We start from the raw sequence: 14,452 nt of genomic DNA on the forward strand, positions 1-14,452 counted from the left end.
GGACCCGGGATCGGCATCGGCATCGGCATCGGTCGGCAGGGTCAATCCGGTCGGCACGGTCAACATTGTCGCGCTGTTGCCGGAGCGCCTCGGCGACGCTGCCCTGGTCAACGCCGTCGCGACGATCACCGAGGCGAAGGCGCAGGCGTTGCGCGAGCTGGGCCTGCCGGGCACCGGTACCGCCACCGACGCGGTGACCGTGCTCTGCCCGCCGGACGGCCCTGCCGCCCCCTACGGCGGCCCACGGTCGCGCTGGGGTGCCCCGCTGGCCCGCGCTGCCCGCCGGGCGGTACGTGCCGGCGGTGCCCGGCCGACCGTCCCCTGGTCGCAGCGGTGAACGCCGCCGTGCCACCTGCCACCGGAACCGGACCCCGTGCTGCCGGAACCGGACCCTGCGCTGTCGAAGCCGGACCCCGTGCTGCCGGAAGCGGAGGTCGAGGCGGTGGTCGGCCGGAGGTCGACATGCCGGACGGGACCCGGTGCTGACCGCAACGGCCGTTCGCCGGGTGGGGCTGCGACGGTAGCTTGCGTGGGCCATCATGACTCACGTCGATCTGGTTGACACGGCGGCGGTACGGGGGAGCGATTCGATGCGACGACTCGGCGGCATCCTGCTGATACTCGCGTTGAGCGGCGGGACGGTCGGCTGTGGCGGTGCCGACGAACCCGAACTGCTTCCGGTCCCCGACACCTTCGTCGTCGAGGGCACGTCCCGGCTGTCGGATCCGTTCGGCGACCTGGAACTCAATTCGTGGGAGTTTCCCGAGGACGCCGTACTCGTCGGCGCGGAGTACGAGGTGGCGCTGAGTCGTTACGGGGTGGCGACCAAGCTGACCGAGGAGGCGGTCCGGGAACTGCACCTGCGGGGCCAGGCGCAGGCTCCGCCCTGGCTGGCCGGTGCGGGCCGGGAGTTCCTGATGGTCCACCTGACCGAGCCCGAGCAGCCCAAGCGTCGTCTCTCCAACCGGTTTCCGAAGGCGGCCGTGCTGGTGGACGGCGAGGCCCGGGAACTCGGCGAGACGGCGCTGCTGCCGAACAGCGTCGTCGTCGTGTCGGTACCGGGAGGGGCGGACGCCACCCTCGCCGTCACCGAGGGCGGGCAGACCCAGTCGATCAGCATGCGTACCGGAAAACTTGTCGGACCGTCGCCGGAGCCGGTGGCGCCGAGGACGTCCGCGCCCCCGACGGACGACCGGGCGGTCGCCTCGGGTTCGGCCCGGCTGGCCGACTACATCGCCGTCCCCCGCCGCGACCCGGGCCTCGGTTGGGACGCCCTGGTCGACGTCGATGTCGATGTCGAACTGCGCCGGTACGACGAGAAGCGGGGCGCGGCCCCGGACGGCACCCTCTGGGCGCAGGTCAGCGTGAAGCTGAACGCCAACCCGACCCGGGTCAGGTTCAAGATCGATCTGTCGCGGAGCCTGACCATCCGGACCGCCGCCGGGCAGGTCCTCCGGGTCCCGGCCGGTACGACGATGTCGGTGCCCAACTACCAGGCGCCGGGTTCGACGCTGACGGTGCCGATCACCTGGTCCGAGTCGTTCGAGGTGCCGGCGAAGACGCGGAAGCTGTCGGTGACCTACCGCACCCGGGCCACCGTCACCGCGGAGGACGGCAGCAAGGCGGGGTTCGAGCGGCGCGACACCCGCAACACCGGCACCATCACCCTGAAGTGACGGCTCCGGTGTAGTCGACGGAACGCGCTGGTCGCGGACCCTCCGGGCCCGCCCCGGTGCCGACCCGTCCGGCGGCCAAACAGGCGGCGAGGCAACATCGGCCGGTTGGGCGGTCGCCCCGGATGCCCGATCCCGGTACTGTCACCCAGCGATGTACGACACCAACCCGCCGACCACACCCAGGTCCCGCCGGGCACCCCGCAGTGCCGGCCGGACCGCCCTTGTCGTCACCGCGGTCCTCGCCGTGCTTCTCGGTACGGGCGTGGCCGGAGTGGCGGCCTTCAACATGCTCGGCGACGACCCGGCCGGGCCGCAGACCGCGCCGAGCGCCGCCGGCTCCGCCTCCGCCGACCCGTCCCCGACCGGCGAGCCGGAACCGAAGGTCATCTCCCTGTCCGCCACCGGCGACATCGTGATGGGCAACGCCCCGGGGCGGTTGCCGGCCAACGGTGGCAAGGGCTTCTTCAACTCGGTCAAGAAGGCGCTCGCCGCCGACCTGGTGATGGGCAACCTGGAAGAGCCGCTGACCGACGACACCGGCACCTCCAAGTGCGGCGCCAACTCCACCCGCTGCCACCAGTTCCGGGCCCCGCCGTCGTACGCGGCGCATCTCAAGGAGGCCGGCTTCGAGCTGCTGAACCAGGCCAACAACCACGGGTACGACTACGGCAAGGCCGGCTACGAGAACACCCAGGAGGCGCTGGAGAAGTACGACCTCCAGCACACCGGCGCGCCCAACCAGATCACCGTGGTCGACGTCGAGGGCGTCAAGGTGGCAGTCGCCGGCTTCTCGTCGTACGTCTGGTCCAACAGCCTGGTCGACATCAGCTCGGCGAAGAAGGTGATCCAGAAGGCCGCCACCATGGCGGACCTGGTCGTCGTGCAGGTGCACATGGGCGGTGAGGGCTCGGAGAAGACCCGGGTCCGGCCGGGTACCGAGATGTTCCTGGGCGAGAACCGGGGCGACCCGATCAAGTTCTCGCACTCGATGATCGACGCCGGTGCCGATCTGGTGGTCGGGCACGGGCCGCACGTGATGCGGGCGCTGGAGTTCTACAAGGGGCGACTGATCGCGTACAGCCTCGGCAACTTCGCCGGTGGCGAGGGGACGCTCAGCAACAACGGCCGGCTCGGCTGGGGAGCCGTACTCAAGGTCTCTCTGACCGCCGAGGGCGAGTGGTCGGGCGGGCAGCTCATCTCGACGTACATGAACGGCGCGGGTAAGCCGACGATGGACTCGGAGCGGCGGGCCGCCGGGCTCGTCCAGGACCTCTGCAAGTCCGATTTCCCGAAGACCGGCGCCCGGGTGGCCGCGGACGGCAAGATCACCCCACCGGCCGCCGCGAGCTGAGCCGGCGCCGCCGCGAGCTGACGCGGGGGCGGAGCGAGCTGAGCCGGGCGCCGAACTGGCCACGCCGAACTGGCCACCCCGGGCGCGCGCAGGCAGTGCGCGGCAGGCAGTGCGCGACAGGCTGGGGCGGGGCTGCGGCGTAACGGGCGGGGCGGGGCGGGGCGGGTGAGCTTCCCAGGGTTCGGCCGGGTCGGGCTCCCCGGCGTCGATGTCGGCGCCGCGACGTAGGCTGGCCGGCGTGAGTGCCAGAGACGACTCCGTGGAGACCGGGGTGGGAGTCGCGCCCGGCGAGGCGACCCGGGCGATCCGGGCGGCGCGGCCGACCCGGCGTACCGTCGAATCCGAGCTCGGCCGCAAGCGGCGGGCCCGGCGGATCGGCCGGATGCTGACCGAGACGCACCCCGACGCACACTGCGAGCTCAACCACCAGGGTCCGCTGCAACTGGCGGTGGCGACCATCCTCTCCGCGCAGTGCACCGACCAGCGGGTCAACGAGGTGACGCCCAAGCTGTTCGCCCGCTATCCGACGGCGGCCGACTACGCCGGGGCGGACCGGGCCGAGCTGGAGGAGATGATCCGGCCCACCGGCTTCTTCCGGAACAAGACCAACTCCTTGATCAACCTCGGCCAGCAACTCGTCGAGCGGTACGACGGCCAGGTGCCCCGCCGGATGGCCGACCTGGTGACCCTGCCCGGGATCGGCCGCAAGACCGCCAACGTCATCCTCGGCAACGCCTTCGGAGTGCCCGGGATAACCGTCGACACCCACTTCGACCGGCTGGTGCACCGGTGGGAGCTGACCACCGAGACCGACCCGGTCAAGATCGAGCACGCCGTCGGGGCACTCTTCGAGCGGCGCGACTGGACGATGCTCTCGCATCGGGTGATCTTCCACGGCCGGCGGGTCTGTCACGCCCGCAAGCCCGCCTGCGGCGCCTGTACCCTGGCCCGGCTCTGCCCCTCCTACGGCATCGGCCCGACCGACCCGGCCGCCGCCGCGAAACTGCTCAAGGGCCCCCGGGCCCGCGAGCTGGCGGTGCAGGCCGGGGTCGATCCCGACCTGGTGCCGGCGACCGCCGCCGTCGGCGACACCCCGTGAAGCGGCTGGCACTCGGCGGGCCGCTGCTGGCGCTGGTGTTGCTCGGCACCGCCTGTACCGGGCCGGACGCGGAGCAGCAGGCCGACCCGGCACCGGGTGGCGAGAACGCCACGACGGCCGCCTTCGCCGACTGCGCCGCCCTGACCACCCCGCTCGCCGCACCCACCAGCACCCCGCCCGGCTCGACCACGAGCACCCCGGCCGGTTCGACCGCCAGCACCCCGGCCGGCTCGACCGGCACGCCCACGAAGACTCCGGCCGGTTCGACCGGCACGCCCACCAGCGTGCCGGCGGGCTCGGCGCCGGGGTCGGGACGGTCGTTGCCGGCGCTGAGTCTGCCCTGCTTCGTCGGGACCGGCGAGGTCGCCGTCGGCGAGTTGCGCGGGCCGGCCGTGCTCAACCTGTGGGCGTCGTGGTGCGCGCCCTGCCGCAAGGAGCTGCCCGCCTTCCAGCGGCTCGCCGAGCGGGCCGGCGACCGGCTCCGGGTGGTCGGGGTGAACAGCGGCGACGCCCGGTCCGCCGCCCAGTCGATCGGCGAGGACTACGGGCTGGAGTTTCCCAGCCTCTACGACCGCGACAAGAAGCTGCTGACCGGGCTGGGTGGCCGGGCCGTACTGCCGGTCACGCTCTTCGTGGACGCCGAGGGGCGGATCCGGCACCGGGACGAGACCGGTGCCCTCGACGACGCCGAGCTGGCCACGCTGACCCAGCGGCATCTGGGGGTGGCGGTGCCGTCGTGACCGAGCCCGAACTTCCGGCGTGGTGCGAGCCGCTGCTCACCCGGGTCCGGTCGGCCCGTACCGAGGACTTCACCCGGGTACGCACCCCGGTCGACGGCGGGCGGGCCAGTGCCGTACTGGTGCTCCTCGGCGAGCAGCCGGAGCACGGGCTCGACGTGCTGATCCTGCAACGGGCCGCGACCCTGCGTACCCATGCCGGGCAGCCGGCCTTTCCCGGCGGGGCATGTGACCCGGACGACGAGGACGCGTCGGCGACCGCCCTGCGGGAGGCGCACGAGGAGGTCGGCCTCGACCCGACCAGCGTCACCGTGCTGGCCCAGCTTCCCCGGCTCTGGATTCCGGTCAGCGACTTCGTGGTCACCCCGGTACTCGCCTGGTGGCACCGGCCGCACCCGGTGCACTCCCGCGAGCCGGCCGAGGTGGCGCACGTCGCCCGGCTGCCGATCACCGAACTCGTCGATCCGGCCAACCGGGTCCGGGTACGCCATCCCAGCGGCTGGATCGGCCCGGCCTTCCAGTCCCGGGGCATGCTGGTCTGGGGCTTCACCGCCGGGGTGCTCGCCGCACTGCTGGAGATGGCCGGCTGGGCGCGGCCCTGGCCGCAGGACCGGATCCTCGACCTGCCGCCGACGAGCCCGCCACCGAGCCCCGCGCCCGGCACCGAGCAGCCCGACGAGGCGGACGAACTGACCGGCCCGGCGACACCCTCCTGACCCGACCGCCCCGCCCCGCCGAGCTGAGCCGGGCGGCCTGCCGAGCTGAACCGACCGACCGGCCGCCCTGCCGAGCTGACCCGACCGGCGGGCCTGCCGAGCTGAGGCGGCGTCCGGCCTGCCGAACTGAGCCCGGCCGTCCGGCGCGCTGAGCTGAGGCGTCCGCCCTGGTCGACGGGGTGGTGCACAGCTCGGGAGCGGGTGGTGCGGGAAGTTCGCGGCGGGTGGTGTGGAAACTGATTCGGCGTCAAGCGCCGGTGGCCCAGGCCATTCCCAGTTCTCCCCCGTACCCTTAACGGGTGTCGGTGGTGGATGTGGTCCTGATCCTGCTCATGTTGCTGTTCGCGATCAGCGGCTACCGGCAGGGATTCGTCATCGGTCTGCTCTCCTTCACCGGCTTCTTCGGCGGCGCCCTGATCGGGTTGCAGGTCGGCCCGCTCCTTGCCGAGCAGTTCACCAGCAACTCGACCCGGGTCGTGGTCGCGCTGGTCTCGATCTTCGGTCTGGCGGTACTCGGCCAGGCCCTCGCCGGCTGGCTCGGCTCACACCTGCGGCACGCCATCACCAGCCAGGCCGGCCGGACGGCCGACGACGTCGGCGGTGCGCTGGTCTCGCTGTTCGCCGTACTCCTGGTGGCCTGGCTGGTGGCCGTCCCGCTGGCCTCCTCCTCGCTGCCCTGGCTGGCCAGCGCGGTCCGGAACAGCGCGCTGCTGACCGTGGTGGACCGGGTGCTGCCGCCGGAGGCGCAGGCGCTGTCCCGGGCGCTGCGGGACACGGTCGACACCAACGGCTTCCCGGACGTGTTCGGCGGGCTGACCCCGACCCGGTCCCGGGAGGTGGCCTCGCCCGACCCGGCACTGGCCGGCTCGCAGGTGGTGGTGAACGGTCGACGCTCGGTCGTCAAGGTGCTCGGCAACGCACCCAGTTGCTCCCGGCGGATCGAGGGTTCCGGTTTCGTGTACGCCGAGAACCGGGTGATGACCAACGCGCACGTGGTGGCCGGCACCCGGAGTGTCCAGGTCGAGGTGGCCGGCGAGCGGCACAGTGCCCGAGTCGTCGTCTACGACCCGGACCGCGACCTCGCGGTGCTCTACGTCCCGGAGATGTCCGCCCCGGTGATGCGGTTCGCCACCGGTGAGGCGGCGATCGAGGACGACGCCATCGTGCTCGGGTTCCCGCTGGACGGGCCCTACAACGCCCAGCCCGCCCGGATCCGCGACGTCGGCGAGATCGCCGGTCCGGACATCTACGAGTCGGGGCGGGTCAACCGGGAGATCTACACGATCCGGGGTCTGGTCCGGAGCGGCAACTCCGGCGGCCCGCTGGTGGCCCCGGACGGCCAGGTACTCGGGGTGATCTTCGCGGCGGCGGCCGACGACCCGAACACCGGCTTCGCGGTGACGGCCGACGAGGCCCGCTCCACCGCCAGCACCGGGCTGGACCGGACCCGGGTCACCAACACCGGCGCCTGCACCTGACGCCTGCACCCGAGCCTGCACCCGACGCCTGCACCTGATCGGGGACGGGACCGGGGACCGGGGCCAGGGGACGGGGAACCGGCGGCCTGGAAACGCCGCCGCCCGCGTGGTGCCGGTTCAGGGGTGGTCGCGGTGGAATCGGCGCCGGACCACCAGCACCGCCCCGGCGACCACCATGAGGAAGAGGATGCCGCCGCCGCTCCAGAGCCCGGGCAGCGGATGGCTGACCTGGTGGCCCGCCGCCTGCGCGGTCCAGTCGGACGAGCGGCCGGACGCCGCCGTACCCACGGTCTCCGGCCCGTTGGTGGCCGGCGGTGCGGTCGACTCCTGGCCGGGCGCCGAGCCGAAGCCGGCGACGCCGGGCGGTGCCGCGCCGTCGTCCAGCGGATTGCTCCGTACGCTCGACACCTCGCCGTTCAGCGCGGCGATCGGATCGACGACCCCGAAGCCGAACCGGTCGTCCCGGCCGGACGGCCCGACGTCCCGAGCGGTGTTGATGAGGCGGTTGACCACGTCACCGGCGGACATCTTCGGCCAGTGTGACCTGACCAGGGCCGCCGCCGCGGCCACCAGCGGCGCGGCGAAGCTGGTGCCCTGGACCCGCCAGTAACCGCCGGGCCGGGCGCCGGTGAGGCCGGTGGCCGGGGCGGAGAGCACGGTCTCCGGGCCGGTGATCGAGCCCGACCAGAGCGCGTCGCTCTCGCGTTCCAGGCCCGCCACCGCGACCACGCCCGGCTCGCGGGCCGGATACCAGACCCGTTTGCCGGCGGACGATCCCAGGTTGCCGGTGCAGGCGACGACGACCACGTCCCGGGCGGAGGCGTAGTCGAGGGCTGCCGCGAGCGCGGGGCTCTCCCCGGTACCGCCCAGCGACAGGTTCACCACCTGGGCGCCGTTGTCGACCGCCCACCGTACGCCCTTCGCCACGATCAGCGCGTCGTCGTAGCGGTTCTCCTCGTCGAGTACCCGGACCGGCAGGATCTTGGCTTTGGGGGCGAGCCCGGCCACCCCTCGGGTGTCGTCGTTGCGGCCGGCGATCAGTGCGGCGACGGTGGTGCCGTGCCCGACCGGGTCGGTCTGCCCGTTGCCGCTCCCCTCGACCAGGTCGATGCCGGGCAGCACCTGCCCGGCGAGGTCCTCGTGCGAGGCGTCGACCCCGGAGTCGACCACCGCCACCGTGACGCCCTTGCCGGCGGCGATCTTCCAGACCGCCGTGGAGTTGAACTCGTCCAACTGCCACTGCTCGTCCCGCACCGAGTCGGCCAGCACGGGCAGGCTGACCGGCGGCGCCGGCACGGCGGCCGTCGCCGGTGCCGGACGCGGACCGAACAGCGCTCCGGCGACCCCGGCCGTGGCGAGCAACGCCGCTCCGGCGACTCGGGCGACAGCACGTTCGTGTATATGCGGCAGCCTGGTCACAGCATGGTCATTTCACCCCGGGGGACACATGATGCACGGAGGTTACCCCGTTTCACCCCTGTCGCGTGGTGAAACTTTGCAACCGATCCGAGATCCACTGTCCACCGCCCCGAGACCGAGGGCCCGACCACCCGGGTGATCAGGTAGGTCGGGCCCTCGGCGGGAGACGAAAAGATCAGCTAGCCGGCAGGTAGGCGAGCTGCACCAGCCGGATGCCTTCCTTCCGGGTCACCAGCCGACCTCGGCCGGGCGGCATCGGGCCGGGGCGTACCGAGCCGATCAGGGCGCCCTCGTCCTTGCTGCCGGACATCACCAGACCCGGGGAGGAGAGTTCCCGGAGGCGCTGGATGATCGGCTCGTAGAGCGACCGGCCGGCGCCACCCGAACGCCGGGTCAGCACCACGTGCAGGCCGACGTCCCGGGCCTGGGGGAGGTATTCCACCAGCGGCAGCAGCGGGTTGTTCGGGCCGGTGGCGACCAGGTCGTAGTCGTCGACGAGTACGAACAACTCCGGCCCGGTCCACCAGGAGCGGTCCCGCAACTGCTGCGGGGTGACGTCCGGTCCGGGCAACCGGCGCTGCATGTAGCCGGCAACCGACTCGATCAGCTCGCTGGTCGCCTGGGCGGCGGTGCCGTACCCGATCAGGTGGTCGGACTGGATCACGCCCAACAGGCTGCGCCGGAAGTCGACCAGGATGATCCGGGCCTGCTCCGGGGTGTACCGGCTGGTGATCGAGGTCGCCAGGGCCCGCAGGAAGGACGACTTGCCGCACTCGGCGTCGCCGAAGAGCAGGAAGTGCGGCTCGGAGGCGAAGTCGACCGCCACCTGCTGGAGGTCCGCCTCGGAGATGCCGATCGGCAGCCGCAGGCCGGCCGCACCGGCGACGTCCAGGTCGGCGTAGGGCAACACCGGCGGGAGCAGCCGGACCCGGGGGGCCGGTGCGCCGCTCCAGTTGCCGGCGACCGCCTTCACCAGCGCCTGGGTCTGCCCGCCACTCAGGCTGGACAGCTCCGGCATGACGGTCAGGAAGTGCAGGCTCTCGGCGGTGATACCGCGACCCGGCGTCTTCTCCGGCACGTTCGCCGCCGCCTTGCGGGAGACGATCGAGTCGGTGGGGTCACCGAGCCGCAGCTCCAGCCGGGAGCCGAAGAGGTCCCGGATCGCCGGCCGGAAGTCCATCCAGCGGGGCGCCGCCGCGACCACGTGCACGCCGTACGAGAGGCCCCGGGTGGCGATGTCGGTGACCAGGGGCTCCAGGTCGTCGTACTCGCCGCGCAGGGTGGGCCAGCCGTCGATGACCAGGAACACGTCACCGAACGGGTCCGCGCCGACCCCGACACCGCCGGCCGAGGCGCGCCGCTTCCGGTACGCCGGCATCGACTCCACGCCCAGCTCGGCGAAGCGCTGCTCGCGCTCGTTGAGCAGGGTGGCGATCTCGCCGACGGTACGCCGCACCGCCGCCGCCTCGGAGCGCCCGGCGACCCCGCCGACGTGCGGCAGGTCGCGCAGCGCGGCGAGCGAGCCACCACCGAAGTCGAGGCAGTAGACCTGCACCTCGGCCGGGGTGTGGGTGAGCGCCAGCCCGCAGATCATGGTGCGCAGCAGGCTCGACTTGCCGGACTGCGGACCGCCGGCCACCGCGACGTGCCCGGCACCGCCCTCCAGGGAGAGCCAGAGCAGGTCACGGCGCTGCTCGAACGGCTTGTCGATCATCGCGACCGGCACCTGGAGCGCGCCGTGCAGCTCGGGGTTGCCGAAGGTGAGCCCCCGGGACGGGTCGGTGACCACCGGGCCGAGGATCTCGTCCAGCGCCGGGGCCTGGGACAGCGGCGGCAGCCACACCTGGTGGGCCGGCGGGCCCTGGCCGACCAGCCGGGAGACCATCACGTCGAGCAGGCTCTCCGCCGTGGGGTCCTCCGGGGCCGGCTTCGGGGTGGCCTGCACCACCGGTTTCGGCACCGGCACGAAGTGCGTCGAGTACGACAGCAGCAGGGGGCCGGTGTAGCCCTGCGCGCCCGGCCCACCCACGGCGGTCTTCTGGTACGGACCGGAGACGTACGCCGCCTTGAACCGGACCAGCGGCTCGGTACCGAACTTCAGGTAGCCGTGCCCCGGCGCCCGGGGCAGCTCGTACGCGTCCGGCACGCCCAGCACCGCCCGGGACTCCAGCGCGGAGAAGGTCCGCAGACCGATCCGGTACGACAGGTGCGTGTCCAGCCCGCGCAGCCGGCCCTCCTCCAGCCGCTGCGAGGCGAGCAGCAGGTGCACCCCGAGCGACCGGCCCAGTCGACCGATCTGCACGAAGAGGTCGATGAAGTCCGGCTTGGCGCTGAGCAGCTCGGAGAACTCGTCACAGATGATCAGCAGCGAGGGGAGCGGTGCCAGCGCGGCCCCGCCGGAGCGGGCCTTGTCGTAGTCCTTCAGGTTGGCGTAGTTGCCCGCCTTGCGGAGCAGCTCCTGCCGGCGGATCATCTCGCCGTTGATCGCGTCGACCATCCGGTCGACCAGTGGCAGCTCGTCGGCGAGGTTGGTGATCACGGCGGCGGTGTGCGGCAGCCGGTCCAGCGAGGCGAAGGTCGCACCACCCTTGAAGTCGACGAGTACGAAGTTGAGCGCCTCGGACGAGTGCGTGGCCGCCAGCCCGAGCACGAGGGTACGCAGCAGTTCGGACTTGCCGGAACCGGTGGCACCGATCAGCAGGCCGTGCGGGCCCATGCCGTCCTGCGCGGACTCCTTGAGGTCGAGGTCGACCACGCCGCCGTCGCCGCCGACGCCGATCGGTACCCGCAGCTTGTCCCGGTTGGGCCGGGGTGCCCAACCCTGCACGGTGCTGAAGTTCTCCGGGTCGCCGACCCCGAGCAGCTCGCCCAGGGTCATCTCCTTGACCAGCGAATCGTCCGAGGAGCCCTTCTGGGCGGCGGCGAGCCGCAGCGGGGCGAGCCGGCGGGCGACCGCCTCGGCCTCCTCGACGCTGAGCCGGTCGGGGGTGCCGACCTCGGCCTGCCCGTCCATCGAGTAGGTGTTCAGTCGGCCGCCGTCGGTCTCCAGCACCAGCATGGCCCGGTCCAACAGCCGGGGCGGCGGGCTGTCCAGGTCGACGATGGTGACCGCGTCGATGCCGCTGTCCCCGGCCAGGTAGCTGGCGCCGTTGAGGTCACCGCCGTCGAGCACGATCATCACGTGCGGGCCGTCGGTCGCCGGGCCGGAGAGGCTGAACCGGGACCGGTTGCCGACCACGTCGTCGATGAGCTTCTCCAGCTCGACCGCGGAGCTGGCCACCAGGCGTACCGGGCCGAGCGCGTCTACCGCGGTCGGGTGGTGGGTGTGCGGCAGCCACTTGGCCCACTCCCACCGGGCCCGGCGCTCCGGGCCGGCGCAGATCGCGATCAGCAGCTCCTCGGGGGCGTGGAAGACCGAGAGCTGGGTCAGCACCGCCCGGGCCAGCGCCTGCGGGTCGCCGCCGGCCGCTTCGCGGGACTGGTCGCGCTGACCGGGCGCGCTGCGGACGAAGACCCGGGCGAAACCCCGGATGGAGAGCGCCACCGGCAGGTCCGGCACCACGGAGTAGGCGTCGAGGAACCGGCGCAGCGCACCGGCGGTCATCGGCTCCAGGTCCTCCAGTGGCCGGGTCACCGGCGGCACCAGCGGGGTGGCCAGGGTCTGCGGGCCGACCGCGACCCGGACGACACCGAAGTCGCCGTCGCTGGGGCGCCGTTCCCAGACCCGGTAGCTGCCCACAGTGGACCAGAGCTGGGCCGGTTCGGGATGCCGGTAGAAGAGGCCGGCCCGCTGCTTCGACGCGGTCTCCCGGACCCGGCGCCGCAGGGTGGCCAGGTGCCGGAGGTATTCCCGGCGGGCCTGCATCATCTCGGACTTCTTCGGCGAACCCGAGGCGCTGCCCCAGGAGGAGGCCACCATGGCGAGCGAGGAGACGCCGAACATCGCGCCGACGACGTACGAGTAGGCGCCGCCGCCCCGGCCGAACATCATCGCCATCGCGACGGAGCCGCCGAGCATCGGCAGTACCATCATGATCTGCTGCCACTTGCCGCCGGCCGCCTGCGGGATCTCCGGCGGCGGCTCGACGGCGAGTTCGCCGGTCGGGATGTCCGGCGCCGGTCTGCGCGGCGGACGCTTGATGACGACGGTGCTCATCGGTCGCCTCCCGCCCGCTGCTCCGCGCTGTCCCGCCGATCGGCGCCCACCCGCCCGGACCAGCCGCCACCCGGCCGTACGTCGAGCTCAGGGGCACGTCCGGCGCGGTCGCCGCCGCTCCGGCCCCGGCTATCCGTGTCCATTGAGACCTCCCCTAAGGCCGCGCCGACGGTTGCGGTGAACCGTCCCGGCGGGCCATCCGACGCCCCCGCGTCGCAAATGTCATCGCGCTCGGTCGGACGAGTGAGACCCATCCTAGGTAAAGTGCGGTCGTCCGCGCAGCCATGGGTTGCCCCTTCGATGGAGGACTGTCGATGAGTACCGGGCTCGCCCGCGTCACGATCAGCGCGCCGCAACGACGGGTGGACGTCGCGCTGCCCGAACACCTGCCGCTGGCCGAACTCCTGCCCGAAGTTCTCCGGCACGCGGGCGAGGGGCTGGCCGACGACGGGGAGAAGCACGGCGGGTGGTTGCTGCGCCGTACCGACGGCGAGCCGCTGGCCGCCGGCAAGGCCCTGTTGCCACAAGGGGTACGCGACGGCGACGTGCTGCACCTGGTGCCGGCCCGGGCGCAGTGGCCGGAGCTGGAATACGACGACGTGGTGGAGGCGATCGCCGACGGGGCGAGGCGCCGGGGCAGCGCCTGGTCCGGCCGGAACACCCGGATCGGCACGCTGAGCGCGGCCGGCGGTCTGCTCGCCGTCTGCCTGCTCGCGGTGATCGGCGGCGGCACGTTGTGGGAGCTGGGCGCCTTCGTCGCGCTCGGTGCGGCCGTACTGCTGTCGTTGAGTGCGGTGGTGGCCTCCCGGGCGTACGGCGACGCCACCGCCGGTGCCGCCCTCGGCGGGTACGCGATGCCGTTCGCCTTCTTCGGCGGCGCCCTGCTGGTCGCCTCCGGTGACCCGGTGGGCGTGATCGGCTGGATCGGCTGGCTCGGTGCGCCGGAGGCGCTGGCCGGCTCGGTCGCACTGCTGCTGGTCGCCGTGCTCGGCATGGTCGGGGTCGCCGCCGGGCTGCGGGTCTTCGCCGCCGGTGTCTCGGTCGGGCTGCTCGGCGCGCTGACCGCGCTGGTCGGGTTCGTGATCTCGGCGGCCGGGTCGGCCGCGATCCTGATGGCCGCACTGGTCTGCGCGATCGGCATGCTGCCGCTGCTGGCGATCCGGTTCGGCAAGCTGCCGATGCCGCCGATCACGCTGCCCACCGGTGCCGAGGCGGCGGAGGGATTCACGGCGGCCAGCCCGGTGTCGAGCGGCGTACGGGAGCGGCCGGACCGGGGACGGGTCTTCGCGGCGGTCGCCCGGACCGAGGAGATGCTCACCGGGATGCTGGTCGGGCACGCCGTACTGGCCGTGGTGGCGGCGCTGGTACTGGTGGTCGCGGGCGGGTTCTCCGGCCGGCTGATGGTCGCGGTCTCGGCGGCGGCCCTGCTGCTGCGGTCCCGGCTCTTCGTCACGGTCCGGCAGCGGGTGCCGCTGATGGCGGCCGGGATGGGCTCCGCCGTGGTACTCGGGATCGCCCTGCTGTTCCGGATGCAGGAGACCGGCCTGCTGCTGCTCACCGCCGGCGGGCTGGTGCTCGCCCTGGTGACGATCGGGGCCGGCGCGACCTACTCGAAGCGGGAGCCCGGGCCCTACCTCGGCCGGACGGCCGACATCGTCGACACCCTGATGGTGATCGCGGTGGTGCCGGTGGCCTGCGCCGTACTGGGCCTCTACGCCCAGGCCCGGGGCCTGCTCGGCTGACTGGCCCGGCCCGGCCCGGCCCGTCCCGCCTCGGGCCGGGACCTCGCGATCGACGGCCGGGTCCTCGTGATCGACGGT

General features: G+C 73.0%; 10 protein-coding genes. 8 read left to right on the forward strand and 2 right to left on the reverse strand.

From position 1 onward, the window contains the following. From Pma05_RS13255 to Pma05_RS13285, 7 genes are all read left to right on the forward strand, one after another. On the forward strand, nucleotides 1-337 hold a 337-nt coding region (locus Pma05_RS13255), incomplete at its 5' end, for an adenosylcobinamide amidohydrolase (protein ID WP_203857688.1). A 253-nt stretch (nucleotides 338-590) separates the two neighbouring features. Next, nucleotides 591-1,676 carry a hypothetical protein gene (locus Pma05_RS13260; RefSeq protein WP_203857689.1) on the forward strand — a complete coding sequence of 362 codons (1,086 nt, stop codon included), beginning with the start codon at nucleotides 591-593 and terminating at the stop codon, nucleotides 1,674-1,676. Nucleotides 1,677-1,827: 151 nt separating this feature from the next. Next, nucleotides 1,828-3,027, forward strand: a complete 1,200-nt coding sequence (locus Pma05_RS13265; protein ID WP_203857690.1) for a CapA family protein — start codon at nucleotides 1,828-1,830, stop codon at nucleotides 3,025-3,027. Nucleotides 3,028-3,331: 304 nt separating this feature from the next. Next, nucleotides 3,332-4,126 (forward strand): endonuclease III, encoded by a 795-nt coding sequence (nth, locus tag Pma05_RS13270; RefSeq protein ID WP_239312321.1) that lies wholly within the window; start codon nucleotides 3,332-3,334, stop codon nucleotides 4,124-4,126. Continuing rightward, nucleotides 4,123-4,866, forward strand: coding sequence for a TlpA family protein disulfide reductase (locus Pma05_RS13275; RefSeq protein ID WP_239312307.1), 744 nt, complete (start codon nucleotides 4,123-4,125; stop codon nucleotides 4,864-4,866). The genes nth and Pma05_RS13275 overlap by 4 nt, the downstream gene beginning before the upstream one ends. Next, nucleotides 4,863-5,579, forward strand: a complete 717-nt coding sequence (locus tag Pma05_RS13280; protein ID WP_203857692.1) for an NUDIX hydrolase — start codon at nucleotides 4,863-4,865, stop codon at nucleotides 5,577-5,579. The genes Pma05_RS13275 and Pma05_RS13280 overlap by 4 nt, the downstream gene beginning before the upstream one ends. Nucleotides 5,580-5,878: 299 nt before the next feature. Continuing rightward, complete coding sequence (locus tag Pma05_RS13285) at nucleotides 5,879-7,057, forward strand: MarP family serine protease (protein ID WP_203857693.1); 1,179 nt, start codon at nucleotides 5,879-5,881, stop codon at nucleotides 7,055-7,057. Nucleotides 7,058-7,174: 117 nt separating this feature from the next. Here the strand turns inward: Pma05_RS13285 and mycP are convergent, their stop codons facing one another. Next, entirely contained in the window at nucleotides 7,175-8,419 is a 1,245-nt protein-coding gene (gene mycP, locus Pma05_RS13290; protein WP_239312309.1) for a type VII secretion-associated serine protease mycosin, read from the reverse strand. Between the two features lie 232 nt (nucleotides 8,420-8,651). Then, nucleotides 8,652-12,632, reverse strand: a complete 3,981-nt coding sequence (eccCa, locus tag Pma05_RS13295; protein ID WP_203857694.1) for a type VII secretion protein EccCa — start codon at nucleotides 12,630-12,632, stop codon at nucleotides 8,652-8,654. A gap of 314 nt (nucleotides 12,633-12,946) precedes the next feature. Between eccCa and eccD the strand changes: the two genes are divergently transcribed. Then, nucleotides 12,947-14,374 carry a type VII secretion integral membrane protein EccD gene (gene eccD / locus Pma05_RS13300; RefSeq protein WP_203857695.1) on the forward strand — a complete coding sequence of 476 codons (1,428 nt, stop codon included), beginning with the start codon at nucleotides 12,947-12,949 and terminating at the stop codon, nucleotides 14,372-14,374. The last annotated feature ends 78 nt before the right edge of the window (nucleotides 14,375-14,452 follow it).

Source organism: Plantactinospora mayteni, from assembly GCF_016862935.1.
Taxonomy (GTDB): Bacteria; Actinomycetota; Actinomycetes; order Mycobacteriales; family Micromonosporaceae; genus Plantactinospora; species Plantactinospora mayteni.